Origin of the sequence: Flavobacterium sp., from assembly GCF_036759525.1 — a bacterium.
GTDB lineage: Bacteria > Bacteroidota > Bacteroidia > Flavobacteriales > Flavobacteriaceae > Flavobacterium.
Genome location: NZ_DAIOUN010000006.1, coordinates 49,077 through 72,194 on the forward strand (window position 1 = coordinate 49,077; position 23,118 = coordinate 72,194).

Annotated in this window: 22 protein-coding genes; 14 read left to right on the forward strand and 8 right to left on the reverse strand. The window is 34.6% G+C overall.

Annotation, left to right across the window (positions count from 1 at the left end; genetic code table 11):
- Positions 1–167: 167 nt before the first annotated feature.
- Genes nhaA through V7M80_RS06420 form a run of 3 tightly spaced genes read left to right on the forward strand, consistent with a single transcriptional unit; the run spans position 168 to position 2,436 of the window.
- Complete coding sequence (gene nhaA, locus V7M80_RS06410) at positions 168–1,535, forward strand: Na+/H+ antiporter NhaA (RefSeq protein ID WP_333694857.1); 1,368 nt, start codon at positions 168–170, stop codon at positions 1,533–1,535.
- Between the two features lie 3 nt (positions 1,536–1,538).
- Complete coding sequence (locus V7M80_RS06415) at positions 1,539–2,150, forward strand: short-chain dehydrogenase (protein WP_333694859.1); 612 nt, start codon at positions 1,539–1,541, stop codon at positions 2,148–2,150.
- 1 nt (position 2,151) lies between these two features.
- Positions 2,152–2,436, forward strand: a complete 285-nt coding sequence (locus V7M80_RS06420) for a DUF3817 domain-containing protein (protein ID WP_333694860.1) — start codon at positions 2,152–2,154, stop codon at positions 2,434–2,436.
- Here the strand turns inward: V7M80_RS06420 and V7M80_RS06425 are convergent.
- Positions 2,429–2,818 (reverse strand): acyl-CoA thioesterase, encoded by a 390-nt coding sequence (locus V7M80_RS06425; RefSeq protein WP_333694861.1) that lies wholly within the window; start codon positions 2,816–2,818, stop codon positions 2,429–2,431. The two genes, V7M80_RS06420 and V7M80_RS06425, sit on opposite strands and share 8 nt — an antisense overlap.
- Before the next feature lie 230 nt (positions 2,819–3,048).
- On the opposite strand from V7M80_RS06425, the gene V7M80_RS06430 reads away from it, so the two are divergent.
- From V7M80_RS06430 to V7M80_RS06460, 7 genes are all read left to right on the forward strand, one after another.
- Positions 3,049–4,341: an OmpA family protein gene (locus tag V7M80_RS06430; RefSeq protein ID WP_333694863.1), complete on the forward strand. Its 1,293-nt coding sequence runs from the start codon at positions 3,049–3,051 to the stop codon at positions 4,339–4,341.
- A 79-nt stretch (positions 4,342–4,420) separates the two neighbouring features.
- Complete coding sequence (locus V7M80_RS06435; protein ID WP_333694864.1) at positions 4,421–4,816, forward strand: glyoxalase; 396 nt, start codon at positions 4,421–4,423, stop codon at positions 4,814–4,816.
- A gap of 312 nt (positions 4,817–5,128) precedes the next feature.
- Positions 5,129–5,842 carry an esterase family protein gene (locus V7M80_RS06440; protein WP_333694865.1) on the forward strand — a complete coding sequence of 238 codons (714 nt, stop codon included), beginning with the start codon at positions 5,129–5,131 and terminating at the stop codon, positions 5,840–5,842.
- A 20-nt stretch (positions 5,843–5,862) separates the two neighbouring features.
- Entirely contained in the window at positions 5,863–6,819 is a 957-nt protein-coding gene (locus V7M80_RS06445) for an ATP-grasp domain-containing protein (protein ID WP_333694866.1), read from the forward strand.
- Between the two features lie 21 nt (positions 6,820–6,840).
- A complete protein-coding gene (locus V7M80_RS06450) occupies positions 6,841–7,956 on the forward strand; it encodes a carboxylate-amine ligase (RefSeq protein WP_333694867.1) in 1,116 nt (371 codons plus the stop codon).
- Between the two features lie 233 nt (positions 7,957–8,189).
- Positions 8,190–9,017 (forward strand): type 1 glutamine amidotransferase, encoded by an 828-nt coding sequence (locus tag V7M80_RS06455; RefSeq protein ID WP_333694869.1) that lies wholly within the window; start codon positions 8,190–8,192, stop codon positions 9,015–9,017.
- A gap of 66 nt (positions 9,018–9,083) precedes the next feature.
- On the forward strand, positions 9,084–10,274 hold the full coding sequence (locus tag V7M80_RS06460) for a hypothetical protein (RefSeq protein WP_333694871.1): 1,191 nt from the start codon (positions 9,084–9,086) through the stop codon (positions 10,272–10,274).
- An 81-nt stretch (positions 10,275–10,355) separates the two neighbouring features.
- Here V7M80_RS06460 and V7M80_RS06465 read toward each other — a convergent pair whose 3' ends face one another.
- The 4 genes from V7M80_RS06465 to V7M80_RS06480 all read right to left on the reverse strand — a co-directional run bounded on the left by V7M80_RS06465 (position 10,356) and on the right by V7M80_RS06480 (position 14,741).
- Positions 10,356–10,853: a hypothetical protein gene (locus V7M80_RS06465; RefSeq protein ID WP_333694873.1), complete on the reverse strand. Its 498-nt coding sequence runs from the start codon at positions 10,851–10,853 to the stop codon at positions 10,356–10,358.
- 94 nt (positions 10,854–10,947) lie between these two features.
- Complete coding sequence (locus tag V7M80_RS06470; protein WP_333694875.1) at positions 10,948–12,165, reverse strand: ATP-grasp domain-containing protein; 1,218 nt, start codon at positions 12,163–12,165, stop codon at positions 10,948–10,950.
- 3 nt (positions 12,166–12,168) lie between these two features.
- The gene (locus V7M80_RS06475) at positions 12,169–13,581 is read right to left on the reverse strand and encodes a leucyl aminopeptidase family protein (RefSeq protein WP_333694876.1); all 1,413 of its coding nucleotides are present in this window, start codon (positions 13,579–13,581) and stop codon (positions 12,169–12,171) included.
- Between the two features lie 5 nt (positions 13,582–13,586).
- Entirely contained in the window at positions 13,587–14,741 is a 1,155-nt protein-coding gene (locus V7M80_RS06480; protein WP_333694877.1) for an alpha/beta hydrolase, read from the reverse strand.
- A gap of 194 nt (positions 14,742–14,935) precedes the next feature.
- Here V7M80_RS06480 and gcvT point away from each other — a divergent pair, with 194 nt between their 5' ends.
- Positions 14,936–16,018, forward strand: coding sequence for a glycine cleavage system aminomethyltransferase GcvT (gene gcvT / locus V7M80_RS06485; protein ID WP_333694878.1), 1,083 nt, complete (start codon positions 14,936–14,938; stop codon positions 16,016–16,018).
- 46 nt (positions 16,019–16,064) lie between these two features.
- Here gcvT and V7M80_RS06490 read toward each other — a convergent pair whose 3' ends face one another.
- On the reverse strand, positions 16,065–16,643 hold the full coding sequence (locus tag V7M80_RS06490) for a porin family protein (protein WP_333694879.1): 579 nt from the start codon (positions 16,641–16,643) through the stop codon (positions 16,065–16,067).
- 147 nt (positions 16,644–16,790) lie between these two features.
- Between V7M80_RS06490 and V7M80_RS06495 the strand changes: the two genes are divergently transcribed.
- Positions 16,791–17,501 (forward strand): YebC/PmpR family DNA-binding transcriptional regulator, encoded by a 711-nt coding sequence (locus V7M80_RS06495; RefSeq protein ID WP_333694881.1) that lies wholly within the window; start codon positions 16,791–16,793, stop codon positions 17,499–17,501.
- Positions 17,502–17,620: 119 nt separating this feature from the next.
- Entirely contained in the window at positions 17,621–19,402 is a 1,782-nt protein-coding gene (locus V7M80_RS06500) for an ABC transporter ATP-binding protein (protein WP_333694882.1), read from the forward strand.
- A gap of 75 nt (positions 19,403–19,477) precedes the next feature.
- Here the strand turns inward: V7M80_RS06500 and V7M80_RS06505 are convergent, their stop codons facing one another.
- Positions 19,478–20,518: a PLP-dependent cysteine synthase family protein gene (locus tag V7M80_RS06505; RefSeq protein WP_333694884.1), complete on the reverse strand. Its 1,041-nt coding sequence runs from the start codon at positions 20,516–20,518 to the stop codon at positions 19,478–19,480.
- A gap of 75 nt (positions 20,519–20,593) precedes the next feature.
- Complete coding sequence (locus V7M80_RS06510) at positions 20,594–22,651, reverse strand: S9 family peptidase (protein ID WP_333694961.1); 2,058 nt, start codon at positions 22,649–22,651, stop codon at positions 20,594–20,596.
- Between the two features lie 143 nt (positions 22,652–22,794).
- Here V7M80_RS06510 and V7M80_RS06515 point away from each other — a divergent pair, with 143 nt between their 5' ends.
- On the forward strand, positions 22,795–23,118 hold the full coding sequence (locus tag V7M80_RS06515; RefSeq protein ID WP_333694885.1) for a YbaB/EbfC family nucleoid-associated protein: 324 nt from the start codon (positions 22,795–22,797) through the stop codon (positions 23,116–23,118).

Consider the following 23,118-nt stretch of genomic DNA (forward strand, 5'->3'; position numbering starts at 1 on the left):
AAAAATACACACTTAAAAACGCTATCTGCTATTTTTTTTATTAATTCTAAATACCTAAAGCGTTACAAAGGTTAAATTAAACATAAATTAAACATTTGATTTCACATATTTTCACCACAAATCAAACTATATTATTAATTTTACGGCCTTATAAAAGCCATAAAAATATGAAGTATAGAATTAAAATTACGCCAATAGACCGTTGGGTAATCAATCCGGTAAACCGATTTATTGGAAAGTCTACAACCGGTGGTATTGTATTGTTTTTGTCAGCTATTGTTGCATTAATTTTAGCCAATTCTCCATGGAAAGATGCCTATCATCATATTTGGGAACACAAAATTGCTTTTGGAATTGATGATAAATTCATGTTGGATAAAACCTTACATCATTGGATTAACGATGGATTGATGGCGGTATTCTTTTTTGTAGTAGGTTTAGAACTCAAAAGAGAAATTATTGGAGGTGAATTATCCAATCCTAAAAAAGCTTTGCTACCCGTTGCAGCTGGAATTGGCGGTATGCTTTTCCCTGCCGTAATCTATTTATTTTTCAATCCAACCGGAGATGCACATAGTGGCTGGGGAATTCCAATGGCAACTGATATTGCTTTTGCTTTGGGTGTATTGTTTCTTTTGGGTGATAAAGTACCTACTTCACTAAAAGTCTTTCTAACAGCACTAGCTATTGCAGATGACCTTGGAGCGGTTTTGGTTATTGCCTTTTTTTACACTTCAGACATCTCTTTTACCAGTTTGATTGTAGGTTCGGCTTTTTTAATACTGCTTATTGTATCCAATGTTATAGGGATTCGAAATACTTTTTACTACGGCATATTAGGTGTTGGTGGACTCTGGTTGGCGTTTTTGGTTTCGGGTGTACACGCCACTATAGCCGGAGTTTTGGCGGCTTTTACTATTCCAGCAAATGTAAAAGTTGACGAGGTTGGTTTTGTTGCCAAAATGAAAGAATATTTACACGATTTTAAAAATGCCGATCCTAATGATGTTCCAACAGTTACTCCGGAACAACTTCACATTTTGGAAGATATGCGAACCTTAACCAAGCAAGCAATGACACCCTTACAACGTTTGGAACACGCTATGCATCCTTTTGTAACCTATGTAGTTATGCCGATTTTTGCCTTAGCGAATGCTGGTGTAACCTTAAGCTCAGATACGGCATCTACCACAACAAGTTATGTAGCTATTGGGGTAATATCCGGTTTACTTTTGGGAAAATTTATTGGAATTGTTGGAGTATCTTCTCTATTGGTTAAACTAAAAATTGCCAATTTACCTGAAGGAATGAACTTCAAACATCTTATGGGAGTTGGTCTACTGGCTTCTATTGGTTTTACTATGTCATTGTTTATTGCGAATCTGGCTTTTAAAAACCCTGAGTATATTCAACAAGCAAAAATTGGAATTTTAGTTGCTTCTCTAATTGGAGGAACTCTAGGATTTTTATTTTTATATTTCAATAAAGACAAGTCGCAATCTAAAGTTTTAATAAAAAACACCAATCTACACTAACCTATGTCTCGCGAAAAAATCAAAAAAAACAGATGGAAGCAACTCCATTTATATTATAGTTACACCGGATTTTATAAATTTATCCTGGATGGCTTAAAAAGTGCATTCTTGCCCACAGTTTTGTTTGTTGGAGCTATAGTTTATGTACATTATGAAGTCATTAATATCAATGATGCATTGGTTATTTTAACTCAAAGATATAGCGATTTTACAATTTTTTCGGTATTCTTTATTTCTGAATCTATTTTGGGATTACTACCTCCCGACATTTTTATAGCCTGGACCAAAAACACTGATTTTCCTCTACTCTATTTAAGTTTGCTGGCTTTATTATCCTATACAGGCGGTGTAGTATCCTACTTATTAGGAAAAGCCATGCTTTTAATACCGGCGGTTCATAACTTTATGTATGAAAAAATGAGCAAACATATTGCAAACATGCGAAAATGGGGTGGATTATTGATTGCCGTAGGAGCTCTTCTCCCCTTGCCTTTTGCTATTGCAGCTATGGCTGCGGGTATGATTAAATTTAGTTTTAAAAACTTTCTTCTTTTTTCACTTTTGCGATTTTTAAGATTTATTATTTACGGATTTGCCATTTATCAAATGCTATAACATGGATTCAATTTTCAAGAAAACAGCTTTTTGGGAAGGCATTTCATTGCTAATGCTACTTTTTGTTGCGATGCCTCTAAAACACTTGTTAGGTCAACCATTAATGGTGAAAATAGTAGGCATGGCTCACGGACTTTTGTTTGTTTTGTATGTTGTTTTTGCTCTATACTTAAGTTTCAACCGGAAGTGGGGTTATACAAAAACATTTCTCATTTTAGTGGCATCATTGATACCGTTTGGGACTTTTTATGTAGATAAAAAATATTTTTCAGAGCAAACTACTTAGAAAGGCGGTCCGAAATAAATTCAATTTGAGTTTTTCCGTGAGCTAGTGGTTTTCCGTTGGGGTCCAAATTAACCATGGTTATAGTGTCTACTGTTATTATGGTTTCACGAGTCATTATGTTTCTTACTTCACAAGTTAATGTTAATGAGGTTTTTCCAAATCGAACTACATCAATACCTATCTCCACTATATCACCCGGTTTTGCAGAACTTTTAAAATTGATTTCCGACATGTGTTTGGTAACAACTTTTGTATTTTCCAATTGAATTATGGTATACAAAGCCACTTCTTCATCAATCCAAGCTAACAATCTCCCCCCAAATAAAGTTCCATTTGGATTTAAATCTTCAGGTTTTACCCATTTTCTAGTATGAAATCTCATAAGTTGATATTTTATTGTAAAATTACTTTTTTTAAATTATAAGGATTGTTTTTTAATACATTCTTAACCGAAAAGGTTTTCGGGCTTAAAATGCGATGTTTTCAAAAAGTTGTATTAAAAAATCAATAGATACTACACATTTCATTTTCTGTAAAATATAATGTAATGTTAAAACAATTCGTTTATATTTGCACTAATTGTTAAAACAAACACCCAAATACAATTTTAAAATGAAGAATTTTTTCTCCTTATTATTGACTTTATCTTTTTGGGCTTCAATAGCTCAAGACAACACAGAGTCAGAAATTAATGACGTGTATAACAAATGGTCTTTCGAATTTAATTTTGGCCAAAGCAAAGGGATTAAGCCTTACTCTGAAGGTTATTTTGCCAGTCATCCCGGTAAATTTTTTGGAGGGGTAACACTCAACCATTTTAGTGGAGGTGCCCGTTATATGTTTAGCCCAAAGTTTGGTTTAAAAGCAGATCTGGCTTATGATCGTTTGGAAAACTTAAGTGATAAAAGTTTAGATTTCGAATTGCAACAAATACGTTTTGGTATTCAAGGGGTAATCAATGGTGCTCGTTTATTTGATATTCAAGAAAAATTAGGAAGATTTAGTTTCTTGTTTCATGGAGGATTTCAAGTCGCTCAAATGATACCCCAAATGGGACCCTTAAAAGGAAGAGATGAATGGAATGGTGGTTTGATGTTTGGATTAACACCCGAATTTCGTGTTAGTAAAAATCTGGCAGTCAATTTTGATTTGACCATTTTATCAAATGTTCGTCAACACTTTAATTGGGACGGAATGGAATACTCTGCAGATAATAACAATTTGGCCGGAAGTATGTATACTACTTCTTTAGGTATATCCTACTCTTTCGGTTCTGAAAAAGTTCATGGAGATTGGGCTGTTATTAGAAATAAACAATTAGAAGAGATCAAGGCATTAGAAAAACGTGTTGGTGAAATAGAAAACAACATGAATGATTCAGATCAAGATGGTGTTCCTGATTACCTAGATGCAGAGCCTAATTCAATTGCCGGAGTAGCAGTTGACACCAAAGGTAGAATGATTGATTTAAATAAAAATGGTGTTCCAGATGAATTAGAGCGATATTTAAATAATACGTATACTTCTAAAGAGACATTAATTGAATCTCAAAAAGAAACCATTAAACAATTTATTAATGATGGATATGTAGCTACGTATTTTGACTTTAATAAAACTCAACCTACCAATGTTTCAACAGAAGGTATTGATTTCATCTTAACTTATTTAAGAAACAACCCAACTGCAACGGTTGATATTATTGGACATGCAGATGAAATTGGTAAAACGCCATACAATGATAAATTAGCCAATACCCGTGCTACCAATGTTAAAAACATTTTAATGAAAGCCGGTATTGCAGAAAACAGATTGAATGTAATCTCTGCAGGTGAAGATACGTCTGTAGACAAAGATTCAGTTGGAGCCAGACGATTAGTTAGACGTGTTACTTTTAAAGTAAAATAATTAACAATCAAACCTTAATAACTAAATTAAAGCCTCTGTAAAACTACAGAGGCTTTTTTTTAACTTTAAAATAAAAAAAATGATACCAAGAGATAATTTTATTACCGAAAATCGTGGAGCGTCTTTAGGTGTAGTAACCGAACAATCTTCGTCTGAGGAGCGTTTTCAAAATTTGACATTACGACCTATATTAAAGCTTCAGAATGACTTATTTATAGAAGTCTTTAAAAATTACATCAGTAAACACAAATCTGATTTTTACAGTTTTTCTGTAGAAAAAAAATTACAGTTTATTGAAAACTCCATACAAAAAGATATAAAGTTTAGAAATTCATTAAAAGGTATCGTCATTGGGCTTTTTACTTTGGAAGAATACGCTCTTTACATTACCAATTCATCTAATTTAAACAAAAGAATGATGAATATGCTTATAGAACGTTTAAAAAGTCAAGTTCAATTGTTTGATCATTTTTGATAACTTTTTATTTGTATACTTCCTGATTTTTCCCTTTTTTGATTGCTATTCTTGTTGTTTTTCAAGGAATAACAAATTTTTAGTTTGTTTTTGACTCTTGAAAAATTGATGATTTTAAAAATTGTTAGGAAAATTACCCTCCTTTTTTGATTTTTTTTTATTCAAAGTTTCGCTTTTTACATTTAATCATAATTATCTACTATGGCTTGATTTTTATGAATTTTAATGCTTAAAATTCAGTATTATTGTTAAATAGGTTATTGACTTTTCATATATAAATCAATATCAATCGAAATTCAAAAAGTAGGATGTATGAAAGAAGCTTATTACAATTGGTATTCACCAAATCTCAATAGAGAAGTTCAAATGTTGGTTTTTGGACATGCCGGTTATCCGGTAATTGTATTTCCTACTTCTATGGGTAGTTTTCATGAAAATAAAGATCAAGGTTTGATAGAATCTGCCAGATGGTATATAGAACAAGGTTTAATTCAAATTTTTTGTCCTGAAAGTATTGATAAAGACAGTTTTTACAATAAAAATATTCATCCTTACCACCGCATTCAAAATCATGTTTGGTACGACAAAATGATTTGTCACGAGATAGTTGAAAAAGTCAAAAACAACACTTATTCCGGAAAGGTAGCTGTAGCCGGATGTAGCTTTGGAGGCTATCACGCAGCCAATTTTGCTTTTCGTCATCCGGGTTATGTAAGTCATATGTTTGCCATGAGTGGTGCTTTTAGTATTAAGAGCTTTATGGATGGTTATCACGACGACCATGTATTTTACAACAGTCCGGAAGATTTTTTGCATGGCCTAAACGATAGAGAATTATGGAATATGGATATTATTCTGGGTACTTCTAATTGGGATATTTGCTACGATGCCAATTTGAAGTTGAGTAGAGTTTTAGCCCAAAGAGAAATCCCACATTGGTTGGATGTTAGAAAAGATAAACAGCATGATTGGCCGGTTTGGCGTGAAATGTTTCCCCATTATTTATCCAGAATTAAATATTTTTAAAAGCATTAAAACAAAATCATATGAAAAAAATTGGAATCTTATTCGGAATGGAAGATACCTTCCCACAGGCTTTTATAGACCGCGTAAACTCAAAAAATGTAAAAGGAATCCTAGCAGAAGCCGTATCCATTGATAAAGTGGTTCAAAATAAAGCCACAGAATATGCTGTAATTATAGACCGTATTTCTCAAGATGTACCTTTTTATAGAGCCTATTTAAAAAATGCCGCTCTAACCGGTACTGCCGTAATCAATAATCCTTTTTGGTGGAGTGCAGATGATAAATTTTTTAATAACTGTTTAGCAGATGTATTAGGCGTTCCGCTACCCAATACAGTAATTTTACCTTCTGCAGAACATCCTACTGATACCACCAGTAAATCTTTTCGAAACTTAAAATATCCACTCGACTGGGAAGCCATATTTGATTATGTCAAGTTTCCGGCTTACATGAAGCCCTATGCCGGTGGCGGTTGGAAAAATGTATATCGTCTAGAAAACAGAGATATGTTTTGGGATATTCATAGAGAAACCGGACAATTAGTAATGCTTTTACAGGAAGAAATTGTGTTCGAATCCTATTTTAGAGTGTATTGTTTAGGAGGTAAGTCGGTTCGAATTATGCCTTATGAACCCAGAAATCCGCATCATTTGCGTTATGTAGTGGATGGCTCTCCAGCAGATAAAAAATTGTTGGCCACAATTAAAGACTACACGATTCGACTTTGCAAAGGATTAGGATATGATTTCAATACAGTTGAATTTGCGGTGCGTGACGGTATCCCCTATGCTATCGACTTTGGAAATCCGGCTCCCGATGCTGAAATTACTTCGGTAGGTAAAGAAAATTTTGAATGGGTTGTTGAAGAAGCAGCTAAAATGGCCATCGAATATGCTAAAAAACACAAAGATGGACAGATGAATCTTACTTGGGGCACATTTATGAAAGATTCTGTCAATGTAGCCAAACGATTTTAATCACCTTCAAACCGCGTTGTAATGAGTATAAAGAAACCTTTACCTGTTTTTACATTAGGTGTAGAAGAGGAATATTTAATCATCGACCCCGAAACCCGTGACCTTCGCTCACATATGTCTAAAATCGTGGATGGAGCCAAAATTATTTTACAAGAGCAAGTAAAAGCCGAAATGCACCAATCAGTGGTAGAGGTTGGAACCAATATTTGTAAAAATGTTAAAGAGGCTCGAGAGGAAATCACTTTTCTTCGAAAAAAGATTGTGGAATTGGCTGCTAAACAAGGATTAGTAGTAGGTGCCGCCGGAACGCATCCATTTTCTAAATGGCAAGATCAACCTATTACGGATGACCCACGTTACCATAATATTGTGAATGAATTACAAGATGCGGCTCGTTCCAATTTGATTTTTGGGATGCATTGCCATGTGGGTATCGAAAGTCGCGAAATCGGACTGCAATTGATGAACCAAGCGTGTTATTTCTTACCCCATATTTTTTCGCTTTCAACTAATTCTCCTTTTTGGGAAGGAAGAAATACGGGCTATAAATCGTTTAGAACCAAAGTATTTGACAAGTTTCCACGCACCGGTTTACCGGAATATTTTGATTCTGTGCAATCGTATGACAATTTCTTGGAAACATTAGTGAAAACAAATTGTATCGATAATCCCAAGAAAATTTGGTGGGATTTACGTTTGCATCCGTTCTACAATACAATTGAATTCCGCATTTGTGACATGAGTTTAACGGTTGATGAAACGATTTGTATTGTGGCCATTATTCAAGCTATTGTGGCCAAGTTGTATAAATTGACACAAGCCAATACGAGTTTCAATATTTATCGATTGGCTTTAATCAAAGAAAATAAATTCCGTGCTGCTCGTTATGGTGTACAAGGAAATATGATAGATTTTGGTTTACAAAAAGAGGTACCAACCAAAGAGTTAATTTTAGAATTACTTGATTTTATTGATGATGTCGTAGATGAACTTGGAAGCCGAGAAGAAATCAATTACGTCCACAATATCCTGAGAGAGGGTACCGGAGCTGCGAAACAATTAGCCGTATATGAAGAAACGAAAGATTTAACCAAAGTGGTTGATTTTATTACGAGTGAGTTTACTAAAGGAATTTAAAAGCATTTTTGTCATTCCGTATCTTGACGAAGTCCATAGAGGAATCTCCCGTCCAGACGATCAAAAATGTTTATACATTTAAATCTTGAGATAAGCTTCAAAATAAGTTTTGCAAAAATTTATAAAATTAGTATACAATAAATAATGTTAATTTCTATTGAATAAAGATTAATAAAAGCTTAGAAGTCAACTAATTCAAAATTGGTATATTTGCATCAATTAATTGTGACCTTATGAATTCACATATCAGAATAGCGGTGTTAGACATGTACAATGGCGAACCCAACCAGGGAATGCGGTGTATCATCGATATCATCAACCGTTTTAATCAAATGGTTTCGTTTCAAATCTTTGATATTAGAGGGAAAAATGAATTTCCGGATATCACAAAATTTGATATCTATATTTCAACCGGCGGTCCCGGAAATCCTTTAGAAGGTGATGGTGTTTGGGATAAAAAATATTATGAATTGATTGATGCCTTATGGAAATGGAATCAAGAAAATGAAATGAAGAAACATGTTTTGTTCATTTGTCATTCTTTTCAAATGGCTTGTAAACACTTTGGCTTAGCCGAAATCAACAAGCGAAAAGATACTTCTTTTGGTATTATGACCACGCACAAAGTAAATGAAGGATTGACAGATATACTTTTTGAAGGTCTCCAAAATCCCTTTTATACGATTGATAGCCGTGATTTTCAAGTGGTTCAACCACACCTTAAAAACATTAAGAAATTAGGGGCACAAATTATTGCATTGGAAAAAATTCGCGACCACGTTCAATACGAACGTGCTATCATGGGAATCCGTTTTTCAAAAGAGTTTGTTGGAGTACAATTTCATCCGGAAGCCGACCCGCTGAGTTTCCTGGCACATATGAAAAACAGACCCTTTAGAGAAAAAATTATCAAAATGAAAGGTAGAATTAAGTTTTTGAAAATGTTGGAAAACTTAGTGGAAGAAGATAAAATTTATTTGACCAATGAAACCATCATCCCAAATTTTCTTCGCACCTCTATTAATGATTTATTAAAGCATAAAAAGACATTATCAAATTAATCGATACACAACACTAAATAAGGCACTCAAGTTTTTCTTTTGTGCCTTTTTTTAAACCAAAATAGTATGAATCAGCATTATAGAAAGGTATTCAACGCCCAATTTTCTGAAGAAAAATACAACCAACTCATCGATTCTATCACAAACGATTTTGACTATCGTCCTACATTTCGCATTGGTGAAACTCCTTTTTTCATACCAAATGAATTGAAAGCACAATTGTTGCAAGGATGCCAAGAAGTGATTGATTTTATTCAAAAACCGGATTTCAAAGCTTTAACCGACAAAGCCTTAGAACTCAACCGTAAAGTGCCCAACGAAGATCAACATACGACTTTTTTGGCGATTGATTTTGGAATTTGCGAAGAAAATGGAAAGATTATCCCAAAATTAATCGAAGTGCAAGGCTTTCCATCCTTGTTTAATTTTCAGAATGAATTATCTAAGAAATTTTTTAACCTCTACCCTTTTCTTAGTGAATTAACCCCTTTTTTAAGTGGTTATACACATGAAAGTTATTTGGCGTTAATGGAAGAAGTGATACTAAACCATCATCCCAAAGAGCAAGTGATTCTATTGGAAATTGAACCGGAAAAACAAAACACCAAAATCGATTTTTATTACTGTCAACGCGACTTTGGTATTCCGATTGTATGCGTTACAGAACTCATTCAAAAAGGTAAAAAACTCTACTATACCAACAAAAAAGGTGAAGAAATTGAAGTAAAACGCATCTACAATCGGGTTATTTTTGACGAATTAGATTTACGTACCGATCTACAATTAAACTTTGATTTTTCAGATGAACTGGATGTAGAATGGGCCGGACATCCGAATTGGTTTTTCCGCATCAGTAAGTTCATTTTGCCTTATTTGAAAGGAGATTATTTCATTGAAACGACTTTGTTGAGCGATTTAAAAGAAATTCCAACCGATTTAGAGAATTATGTGCTCAAACCTTTGTTTTCTTTCTCAGGAAGTGGTGTGATTTTCCATGTTAAAAAAGAAGACATCGAAGCGGTTGAAGAAAAAGACTTATATATTTTACAGAAAAAAGTGAATTACATCCCAATTATTCAATCTCCGGATGGTAAAGTCAAAGCAGAAGTTCGCATTCTTTGTGTTTGGCCCGATAATGCCCCTGCTCCTATTCCGGTTACGAATTTAGTGCGTTTAAGTCGTGGCGAAATGATTGGTGTGAAATTCAATAAAGATAAAGACTGGGTGGGTGGAACGGTTGGGATGTTTGAGCGATAATTTTTAACATAAAGAAATTAATTTTTTTTCATTGATCCTTAATGAATATCTTAACTTTCCTTAATTACTTAATGTTTAATTTTAGATTAATTTCTTCACCATTTCTATCCTCAACTCCTCCAAATTCTCATAGTCCAAATATTTCGCCCATGAATCTTCATTCAAAATCAATTTGATTTTTTTGAGTGTTTTAACAGTATCAGCCGCATTTCGCAACGTAGCAATTCCATCATATAAAGGCATGTCTTTATGGAAAAAGTCAGCTGTTTTCTGTTCCCAATTGACTTGAATAAAAAATAAGTTGGTGGTTTCGTCATTTGCATAAAAATCAGCCCAATTCGCAAAACCAATTTTGGTATGTTGATTTTTATAATCACTCAGAGGAAGCAAACGCCAACGGCAATTAGCCACCCTACCCCAATGATTAGAAATCCGATAAACACCCTCTTCTGTAAAAAAATATTCACTTCCCGATTGACTTTTGAAACTCGGTTTCATTCCTTCAAATTCAGTTAAAGGAACCTCTTTCCAAAGGCAAAAAGTGTGTTTGTGGAAGTTGTTGGAGTTGTATTTTTTCAATTCAAATTATTTTTTAAACCATATAAGTCATATAAGTTTTTGATGTTTTTAAACTTATATGACTTATATGGTTAATATAAAATTATATTTTAGGTTAATGCAACTTCTTCACTTCTTGTTGCTGAGCTACAGCCGCAAAATCCTTCACTAATCGCTCCGCATAATCGTCTAACAATTCCCGAACGCGTTCGTGCTTGTCTGATTTCACAATCAATCCGGCATGGTATTCCAAAGGTACTCTGAAACATACTTCGCTATCGCTAAACCCACTCAAATCTGGATGTTCGTATTTGGATAACGTCAACACTATTCCGGCATATTGCTTTTTGGGAGTTGGAACTTTGTAGGTTTCATCACGAACTAATGCATCTTCAATTTTGGCCCATTCACCCCATAAATTGATACCGGATGCGGCTTCTACCATTTCCGCCAAATGAGCTCCACCAACTCGGGAAGACGTTTCTAAAAAGTAAATTTTTCCGTCTTCATTACATTTGATAAATTCTGTATGTGTGGCTCCATGTTTCATTCCAAACGCTTTCATCACTTGCTCATTTACTTTTTTTATCGCTTTATCATCAGCATTGTTGTACGGAATATTAGCACTTCTGAAAATCCCACCGCCTTGCGAAATTTCCATTGGTGTAGCCAAATATTGCGAAGTGATACTAAACAACACTTTTCCGTTAAAATTCAATCCGTCACAGTGATACACCGCACCGGGTTTGAATTGTTCCACTAAATATTTAATGCGATTATCTCCCAATTCGTGAATTTTTTGCCATAATTCCTCTTTAGTATGCACTTTCATAATTCCTGAGGCAGAAGCTTCTGACCTTGGTTTCAATACCCATGGTGGCGAAACCGTATCGGCAAAATGATTTATATAGTCATCATTAAACAACGCACTAAATGCCGGCACCGGCACACCTTCTGATTGGGCTTTTACCCGCATGGCCAATTTATCTCTAAAATACCTTCCGGTGGTTTGCCCCATGCCTGCCATTCGTAGATTTTCTCGTAAAAAGGTAGCTTTTTCCACATCAAAATCGTCTAACGCTACGATGGCATCTACTTTTTCTTTTCGCATTAATCCGGCCACACCGTGTAAAAGCATATCCAAATCCCAATCGATATCTTGGCCGGGCATATAAAATATTTCGTCAATGGAATCAAAAGCCCAAGGTTTATCCCGTAATTTCTCGGAAGTAATCAAGAAGACCTTGTTTCCCAATCGCTTCATATTAATTAAAAAATCATTTCCCTTAAAATAATTGGAAATGCATATAAATGTTTTGGTCGTTTGCTCCATAACCTATTGATTTTGAATAAAAGTAGTAATTAATTGTACGCCAAATGCCGTGGCATGTTTGGTTTTGGCAAATTCATCATCTACAAATGACACTCCGGCAATATCCAAATGGGCCCAAGAAGGATGATTTTCAGTAAAAAATTCTAAAAACTTCGCTGCAGAAATTGCTCCGGCAACCGGTTTCCCAGAATAATTCTTCACATCAGCTATCTCACTTTCAATATCAGATTGATAAACCTCCCAAAGTGGCAAAGGCCACAAACGTTCCCCAGTTTTGGTTCCGGCCTCTTGAAGTTTTTTAGATAGTTGTTCATTATTCGTAAACAAGGCACCACATTCATAACCAAATGTTGCCACACTGCTTCCTGTTAAGGTAGCAATATCTATAATCGTTTCGGGATTGTAATTTTTGATGAGATAGGATAATCCATCGGCTAAAATTAAACGGCCTTCCGCATCGGTATCAATGATTTCAATCGTATGTCCGCTATAACTTTCTATCACATCACTAGGCAAAAAGGATTGAGCATCCACTGAATTTTCACAAGCCGGTACAATTGCCGTAACTCGATGGGGTAATTTCAAATCGGCGATCAATTGCATGGCTCCTAAAACGGCCGCACCACCCGCCATATCACATTTCATATGTACCATTCCGGCAGTTTTTATGTTCAAACCTCCTGTATCAAATGTGATGCCTTTACCCACCAAACCAAAATGTTTTTGAGCATTTTTCGGTTGGTAATCTAAAACAATAAATTGGGGTTCATTGGCACTACCTTTTCCAACAGAAATAAAGGCATGTAATCCGATTTCTTTGGCTTTTTTTGCTCCGATGATCTCCACTTCCAATTTGAATTTTTTGCCTAAATCGGTTGCCCAATTGGCCAAATGTTTAGGGGTAATTTTATTGGGAGGTAAATCAACCAAATGAAAAGTTTCCAGTTGAGCTTGAGCCGTTTTTAAGCCCAATTCAACTACTTTTTGACGATTGGAGGCACTCACAATATTCAATACCGATCGCACTTCTTGTAACGGATGTACTTTTTTCTCTTTTTTGTAATGTCCCAATTGATAGGTGCCTAAAACTAATCCGTTCACAGCCGCAGCAGCCCATTCATCTGTAAAAAAATCAGGTAAAAACAGAGATGTTTCTTTTTGAAAAAAAGACGCTTGCTTTTGAGCCACACGTCTGAATATTTTCTTTAAATCGGTTACCATCGGTTTCTTTCCCAAACCAATAAAAAGATAGACAACACCCACTTTCTCTAAAGCATAAAGGGTATCTTTCTTTCCGGAAAAAATAGAATTGGAAACCGATAACGATAAATATTGAACCGTTTCCTCTGTCTCCAAAACGGGAACCAATACTAAACTTTCTGTTGAACTAACTTTGTTTAAGTGTTTTATTTTCATAGCTTTTATTCTTCTTTTGTACTAAAAAACAACCATTCGATTGCTTTGGGGAATTCGTCACTCCAATAGATTTCATTGTGCTTGCCAAATTCGTTGATGCTTAATCGCACTTTCATTTTGTCCTCTAACGATTTTCGTTTTAACAATCGCTTTTTAAAGTTTTTTACATGGTCAATCATGGTAGCACTTTCATCGCCACCGGCATACAAATAAATGCGGGTTTCCTGTGGTTCTTCCATGTCTAAAAAGGATAACTTTATTTTTGGCACTACCCACAACGAAGGCGAAAATATCATCAACTTCCCAAATACTTCCGGATACATGATGCCACTGAAAATGCTCACTAATCCTCCCATCGAACTCCCACCTATTCCGGTGTGCTCCCGCTCCGGTTTGGTGCGGAAATTGGCATCTACAAAAGGCTTTAAAGTATCGGTTAAAAAACGAATGTATTTTTTTCCTTGACCGGCACCTAAAACGGTATTGCCCACATTGTATTCGATGATTCGTTCATTATCAGCATGTTCAACAGCAATAACAATGATTTTACCAATTTTATACTCAGCCATAACAGCGAGTTTTTTATCAATTTCCCAATTGCCATATTGGGCTTTTTCATTGAATAAATTTTGAGCATCCTGCAAATACATCACCGGATAATGTTCGGTTGATGATTCATAATCATGCGGTAATAACGCCCAAACTTTGCGGGTTTTGTTCAACTGTGGAATTTCAAATTCTTTCGAAATTAAGTGAACTTTGGGTAAAAAATTGGGTTTAAAAGGCAACCAGTTGTGTCGCCATTTGGCCACATGTTCTTTTCGTACTCCGGAATGTTGTTTACACGAACGGTTTTCGGTTCGGTTTCCGTATTTATCGATTTCAACCTCACTCCAATCGCCACGGGTAAATTTGTATAACAATTCTTCAGGATATACAAAATCCGGAGCAAAAGTATAATGATATAACCCCTTTCCTACTTTAAGCATTTGGAAACGCTTATCTTGCGTAATCCATTGGTTAAAATTTCCGGATATATACACCGGTCGATCATCATCTTCATCGGTGGTAAGTATTAGAGTAAGATTAGGTTCAACTATCGTGATTTTAGAATCAGCTATTTTAGGCTCAAATTCTGACATTGCTTTGGTTTCTGGCATTATAGTTTAGAAAGGTAAATATAAGTCTTTACATAGACTAACAAAAATATTTGTTGCTCCTAAAAGCTTGAATTTTACATTATTTAATGAACATCCAATTCTATTCTCAAAAGTTCAATTTTGAAGTCAATATACAACCAAAAATCATATTTTTTTTAATAAATTAGCCACTTCAAATTTTACAATTGCAACACATGAAAAATACAGCGTTAACGCACATTCACGAAAGTTTGGGAGCTAAAATGGTTCCGTTTGCCGGATTTAATATGCCGGTTCAATATGAAGGAGTAACTGCAGAACATGAGACCGTACGGAACGGTGTTGGGGTTTTTGATGTTTCCCACATGGGTGAATTTTTACTAACCGGACCTAATGCACTAGCTTTGATTCAAAAAGTGACTTCAAATGATGCGTCAACTTTAACTATAGGTAGAGCCCAATATTCGTGTTTACCCAATGCAGAGGGCGGAATTGTAGATGATTTGATTGTGTATCGTATGAAAGAGGAACAATATTTATTGGTGGTAAACGCTTCCAACATTGAAAAAGATTGGAATTGGATTTCGTCTCACAATGATTTAGGTGTAGATATGAAAAACCTTTCGGACGACTATTCCTTATTAGCGATTCAAGGACCAAAAGCGGTTGAAGCGATGCAAGCCTTAACTTCTGTAAATTTATCAGAAATCAAATACTATCATTTTGAAGTGGCTGATTTTGCCGGAATAGAGGATGTAATAATTTCGGCTACCGGCTATACCGGTTCGGGCGGATTTGAAATTTATTGTAAAAATTCCGAAGTAGAACAAATTTGGCATAAAGTATTTGAAGCCGGAGCTTCATTTGGTATCAAACCAATAGGTCTAGCTGCACGTGATACTTTACGTTTGGAAATGGGATTTTGTTTATATGGAAATGACATCAACGATTCGACTTCTCCTATGGAAGCCGGTTTGGGTTGGATTACCAAATTCACCAAAGATTTTGTCAACTCTGAAAACCTGAAAAAACAAAAAGAGGAAGGTGTTTCTCGAAAATTGGTAGGTTTTGAATTATTGGAAAGAGGAATACCACGTCATGATTACGAGATTGTGGATGCAAATGGAAATAATATCGGTATTGTGACTTCGGGAACAATGGCTCCTTCATTAGGAAAAGGAATTGGAATGGGCTACGTAAAAACAGAACATGCAGCAGTTGATTCAGAATTTTATATCCAAATCAGAAACAATAAAGTATTGGCAAAAGTGGTCAAAATGCCTTTTTATAAAAAGTAAAAGTCAAAAGTTTAAAAATAAAAAAATCCGCTAATGCGGATTTTTTTTATAGCTTAAATACACCTCCAATATTAAAAGCACTATAGGCATTTTTAATTGGAATTTGAGTATCTTTTATAACTTCTGTCAAACCAGTAATTCCTTGAAAATCAATAAGTATACTGAATTTTTGAGATACTTCAATTTTATATCCAATACCGTAACTTAAACCTAGTTGAAAAGAATTTGCTTCATCTTTTACATCTATTCCATTTGCCTTTGCAGACATAAGAAAGCCTAAACTCGGACCAAAATTCAAATTCCATTTACGAGTACTTCCAAAATGCCAATTAGCATTAATAGGTAAAGTAAAGTATTCTAACTTGTCTTCAAAATTAATATACTGACTACCCATAGTTTGAAACAATAGACCAGAACGTAAACTCCATCTATCATTAAAATAATAATCGCCATTAACACCGAAATCAAAAGAACTTACAGCTGAATTACTCAATGATTCATTACTGTAATAATTAGCAGAAGAAAATCCTATTATAGGAGTAACTTCAATAGTTCCTTTTTCTCTATTTTGTGCATACATGGCAAAGGCAGAAAATAGCATAGACAAACAAATAATTTTTTTCATGTATATTAAATAAGTATTAAGCTACAAATATAGAATATTAAATTTATTAAACTCAAAATAAAATTTTTTAAAGTATTCTGATTTTATACTTTTGTCAATAATTATTATAATTGACATAAGTATTTTAAAAATTGAAATAAAATAGAAATGGGAAGAGCGTTTGAATTTAGAAAAGCACGAAAAATGAAGCGTTGGTCTGCTATGGCCAAAACATTTACCCGAATTGGAAAAGATATTGTAATGGCCGTTAAAGAAGGCGGACCTAATCCGGAAACCAATTCTCGATTAAGAGCAGTTATTCAAAATGCGAAAGCGGCTAATATGCCGAAAGATAATGTGGAAAGAGCGATTAAAAAAGCCTCTGATAAAGACACTGCTAACTTTAAAGAAGTGCTTTTTGAAGGCTATGCTCCTCATGGTATTGCCGTTTTAATTGAAACAGCTACAGACAACAACAATAGAACCGTAGCGAATATTCGCAGTTACTTTAATAAATGTAATGGAGCATTGGGTACACAAGGTTCTGTAGAATTTATGTTTGATCATACCTGTAATTTCAGAATTCCGGCAGAAGGTCAAAATGTAGAAGATTTAGAGTTAGAAATGATTGATTTTGGGGTAGAAGAAATCTTTGCCGATGAAGATGGCATCGTGATGTATGCTCCTTTTGAAAGTTTTGGTGCCATTCAAAAAGAATTGGAAAACCGTAGTATCGAAATCTTATCGTCCGGTTTTGAACGCATTCCGCAAGTAACCAAAGAATTAACTCCTGAGCAAATAGCAGATGTTGAAAAACTATTGGAAAAAATTGAAGAAGACGATGATGTGATGAATGTGTATCACACCATGCAAGAATAATGCATAAAGCATATGATAAAAACTCTCTGAAAAAGAGAGTTTTTTATTTTTATACTTGCGTCTTAAAATCTTCTTTTTCCTATTACCTTTAACCTTTAACCCATCACTAATCCTCATTCATGGCTCGATTCAAAGAAAATGATTTACCAAAATCAAAAATAAATGCTACCTCATTAAGCAAAGCGATTACCATTTTTAGATATGCCGGTGTACATCGCTGGAAGTTTTTTGTAGGTTTATTATTTTTATTGCTCACCGGTGGTACTGCCCTAGCCTTTCCAAAACTTATGGGAATGCTTGTAGATTGTGTAAAAGATAAAGACCTGAGTGCAGCCAACAATGTTGCCTTATTATTACTCGGAATTTTATTCTTACAATCCTTTTTTTCCTTTTTTAGAATTTTTCTTTTTGTCAATTTTACCGAAAACACGTTAGCTAATTTGCGTTTTGCTTTGTATGCCAACTTAATTAAATTGCCCATGAACTTTTTTACGCAAAAAAGAGTTGGCGAATTAAACAGTAGAATCAGTTCTGATATTGCCCAAATACAAGATACTTTAACGACAACCATAGCAGAATTTCTGAGACAATTCATATTGATTATCGGCGGTGTAATTCTTTTAGCAAGTGAAAGCATTAAGCTTACGTTGATGATGTTGGCCATTGTGCCCTTAGTTGCGGTTGCAGCGGTTATTTTTGGTCGTTTTATTCGAAAATATTCTAAAAAAGTACAAGATACCGTGGCGGAAAGTCAAGTGATTGTAGAAGAAACATTACAAGGTATTTCGAACGTTAAAGCCTTTTCTAACGAATGGTATGAAATAGGTCGCTATCAATCAAAAATTAAAGAAATTGTTTCCATTGCCATTAAAGGTGGACAATACCGAGGCTATTTTGCTTCGTTCATCATCTTCTGCTTATTTGGTGCTATTGTGGGTGTAGTTTGGTTTGGTGTCACCTTAAGTATTGAAGGTGAAATGTCAGTAGGTCAATTGATTACTTTTGTTTTGTATTCTACTTTTGTGGGAGCTTCTTTTGGCGGAGTGGCTGAATTGTATGCTCAAATTCAAAAAGCGGTTGGAGCAACAGAACGCGTTTTTGAACTATTAGACGAAAAACCCGAAGATATCAAAAATACTCAAAACGAAGCTTCTTTAAAATTAAAAGGCAATGTATCGTTTAATCATGTGGGATTCAGTTATCCTTCCCGAAAAGAAATTACGGTCTTATCCGATGTATCGTTTCAAGCTACATTTGGACAAAAAATTGCTTTAGTAGGTCCGAGTGGTGCCGGAAAATCCACTATTTCCGCTTTACTGCTTCGTTTTTATGATGTGGACAAAGGTGAAATTATCATTGACGGTAAAAATATCCAAGACTATGATTTGGCTGAACTTCGCGGAAACATGAGTATCGTGCCACAAGATGTTATTCTTTTTGGTGGAAGTATCAAAGAGAACATCGCCTATGGTAAACCGGATGCTACTTTTGAAGAAATCAAATTGGCTGCTCAACAAGCTAATGCTTTAGAATTCATCAACGGATTTCCGGAACAATTTGAAACTCTCGTAGGCGAAAGAGGAATTAAACTCTCGGGCGGACAACGTCAACGTATTGCGATTGCTCGTGCATTACTTAAGAATCCAAGTATTTTAATCTTAGATGAAGCAACTTCGTCTCTTGATAGTGAAAGTGAAAAACTGGTTCAAGAGGCTTTGGAAACATTGATGAAAGGCAGAACCAGTATCATTATTGCCCATCGTTTGTCAACTATTCGCTCTGCGGATACCATATTGGTATTAAACAACGGTATCATTGCCGAACAAGGAACACACAAAGTTTTAATGGAGGTTGAAAATGGTATCTATAAAAACTTGAGTAATCTCCAATTTTCAGAATAAAAAAAAACGCCAAGTAAATCACTTGGCGTTTTATCAATATTATATTTTTTTTATTCTATTTTCTAAAAATAAAGTTTACTTAATAAACTCTATTTTCTGCACTTCTTCCCTATTTATACTATCAAAGAAGCCTTGCTCATTCATCCATTCGTCACTAAAAACTTTACTCATATAACGTGATCCGTGATCCGGAAAAATAGCAACTACATTTGAATTGGCATCAAATTCACCCTCTTCGGCAAATTGTCTTAGGGCTTGAACAACAGCTCCGGAAGTATAACCCACAAACAACCCTTCTTTTAAAGCAATCTCTCGAGTTGTATGAGCACTTTCTTCATCGGTAACTTTGGTAAATTTATCTATAACGTCAAAATCTGTTGCAGTAGGGATTAAATTCTTTCCAAGACCTTCAATTCGGTAAGGATAGATTTCTTCGCTATCAAATTCTCGGGTTTCATGGTATTTTTTCAATACAGAACCATATGCATCTACACCAAGAATTCTAATATTAGGATTTTTTTCTTTCAAAAACTTAGCGGTTCCCGATAAAGTTCCTCCAGTTCCACTACAAGCAATTAGGTGTGTTATTTGCCCATTTGTTTGTTCCCATAATTCGGGTCCGGTACTTTTATAATGAGCATCTATGTTAAGTTGGTTGAAATATTGATTGATGTATACAGAGCCTTTTGTTTCTTCATGCAAACGTTTGGCTACGTTATAGTAAGATCTTTCGTCATCTGCCGAAACATGTGCGGGACAAACATAAACTTTTGCTCCCATACTTCTTAGCATATCTATTTTGTCTTTTGATGATTTAGAGCTAACGGCTAAAATGCAATTATATCCTTTTATTATACTTACCATTGCTAAGCTAAAGCCCGTATTTCCGGATGTTGTTTCAATTATTGTGTCACCAGGAGTTAAAATACCTTGTCTTTCTGCCTCTTCAATAATGTATAGTGCAATTCTGTCTTTTGTGGAGTGACCCGGATTGAAAGATTCTACTTTTGCATAAAAATTACCATCTAATGATTCTGTAATCCTATTGAGTTTAATGAGTGGAGTATTTCCTATTAAATCCAATACACTATTATAAGCTTTGATCTGTTCTTTCATAAAAAATATGTTAGTCAAGGTAAACTTTATCTGATTTTGGCAACCTTAAAACCTTGCAAATTTATAAAAAAAATTCTATTTACGGATTCCTTCTAAGTCTAAAATAAAACTAAACTCTTTCGCTGTTTCTTTGAGTGATTCAAAACGTCCTGATGCACCACCATGACCGGCATCCATATTGGTATCTAAAAACAGAACATTTTTATCGGTTTTGAGTGTTCTGAGTTTGGCTACCCATTTAGCTGGTTCCCAATATTGTACCTGACTGTCATGTAAACCGGTAGTTACCAACATATTGGGGTAATCTTGTGCTTTAACATTGTCGTAAGGAGAATAGGATTTCATGTATTCGTAATAGGTTTTATCATTTGGATTACCCCATTCGTCATATTCAGAGGTAGTTAAAGGTATGGTATCATCTAACATTGTTGTTACTACATCAACAAATGGTACTTGAGCAATAACACCATTATATAATTGAGGTGCCATATTGACTACAGCTCCCATTAATAAACCGCCAGCCGAACCTCCTTGAGCATAAAGATGTTTCGCACTTGTATATTTTTTTGAAATTAAATATTGTGAACAATCAATGAAGTCTGTAAAAGTGTTCATCTTTTTCAACAGTTTTCCATCCTCATACCATTGTCTTCCCATTTCTTCTCCTCCTCTGATGTGGGCAATGGCATAAATAAAACCTCTATCTAATAACGATAAAATGGTAGAATCGAAACCGGGTTCCATAGAGTTCCCATAGGAACCGTAAGCATATTGTAACAACGGACTTGTACCATCTAATTTAGTTTCTTTTCGATAAACAATAGAAATTGGAATTTTTGTACCATCTTTTGCAGTTGCCCAAAGACGCTCTTCTTTGTAATTGTTTTTATCAAACTTTCCGCCTAAAACTTCTTGCTCTTTTTTGATTTCTTTGGTTTTAGTTTTCATATTGAAATCAATAACGGAATAAGGAGTGGCAAGTGATTGATAGCTATAACGCAGTATATCTGTATCAAAATCAACATTGGTTCCTACAAAAGCAGAATAGGTTTCTATTTCAAAAGGCAAATAATATTCTTGGCCTTTCCAAGGTTTAATTCTAATTTTATTAAGTCCGTTCGAACGTTCTTCAACAACCAAATAATCTTTGAAAATTTCTATTCCTTCAATAAGAACATCCGATTTATGAGGAATAACATCTACCCAATTGTCTTTTCCTGTAGCATTTTCAGATGTTTTCATTACTTTGAAATTGGTAGCTCCATCCTTATTGGTTACGATGTAAAAATCATTTTCAAAATGAGAAATGGTATATTCCAGTCCGCGAGTTCTAGGTTGAAAAACTTTAAACTTATCATTAGGTTTATCTGCATTCAATATTTGATATTCTCCGGTTAGGGTGCTACTACTATTGATTACCAAATATTTTTTGGACTTGGATTTCATGACATAAACCATGTAGGTGTCATCTTTTTCATGAAATACCAATTGATCTTGAGCTGATGAACTTCCTAAAACGTGTTTGAAAATTTTATCTGATCGAAGTGTAACTTTATCTCGAGTTGAGTAAAATAACGTTTTGTTATCATTTGCCCAAACCGAATTTCCGGTCACATTTTCAATTTTATCAGATAAGATTTCCCCGGTTTCCAAATTCTTTACCTGCAGGGTATATATTCTTCTTCCCACATAATCGGTTGCAAATGCTACCAACTTATTATCTTCACTTACATTTAAGCCACCAAGGTTGAAATATGTTGACCCTTTTGCCATTTCATTACAATCAAAAAGAATTTCTTCGGGAGCATTTAGATTGCCCTTTTTTCTGGAGTAAATAGGATATTCTTTTCCTTTTTCGTAGCGGGTAATGTAATAATAACCATTATAAAGATATGGTACAGAGGTATCGTCTTCTTTAATTCTTGCCTTCATTTCCTGAAACAAACTTTCTCTGAAATCTTTAGTATGAGCTGTCATTTTCTCATAATACTCGTTTTCTTTTTTTAGGTAATTTATAACTTCAGGATTTTCTCTGTCATTTAACCAATAATACGGATCTATCCGTTTGTCTCCGTGTTTTTCCAGAACGGTATCTTTTTGGGCTGCAATAGGAGGAAGTAAAGTATCTGTCATTGAATCTTTTTTTTGTGAACATGAAGTTGCAAAAATAATGCAAAGTCCGCCTAATAAATGTTGATATTTCATATAGAAAAAATTTAATCAAAACTATGCAATTTAGTAATTTTGCCCTAATAATAATTTAAAAATTATAAACAATGTTTGGAGATTTAATGGGAATGATGGGAAAGCTTAAAGAAACCCAACAAAAAATAGAAGAAACGAAAGAACGACTTAACACTATTTATATTGATGAACAGAGTCGTGACGAGGCTTTGAAGGTTACAGTTACAGCTAATGGCTATTTGAAATCTGTAACCGTTTTGGAAACTATAACATCAGATCCGGAACAATTGGAAGATTATTTGGTTTTGGTTATTAACAACGCACTGAAAAAAGCAAAACAAATTCAGGAAGCAGAATTGGCGGCTGTCGCCAAAGAGGGTATGCCTTCAATTCCGGGATTAGATTTGTTCAAGTAA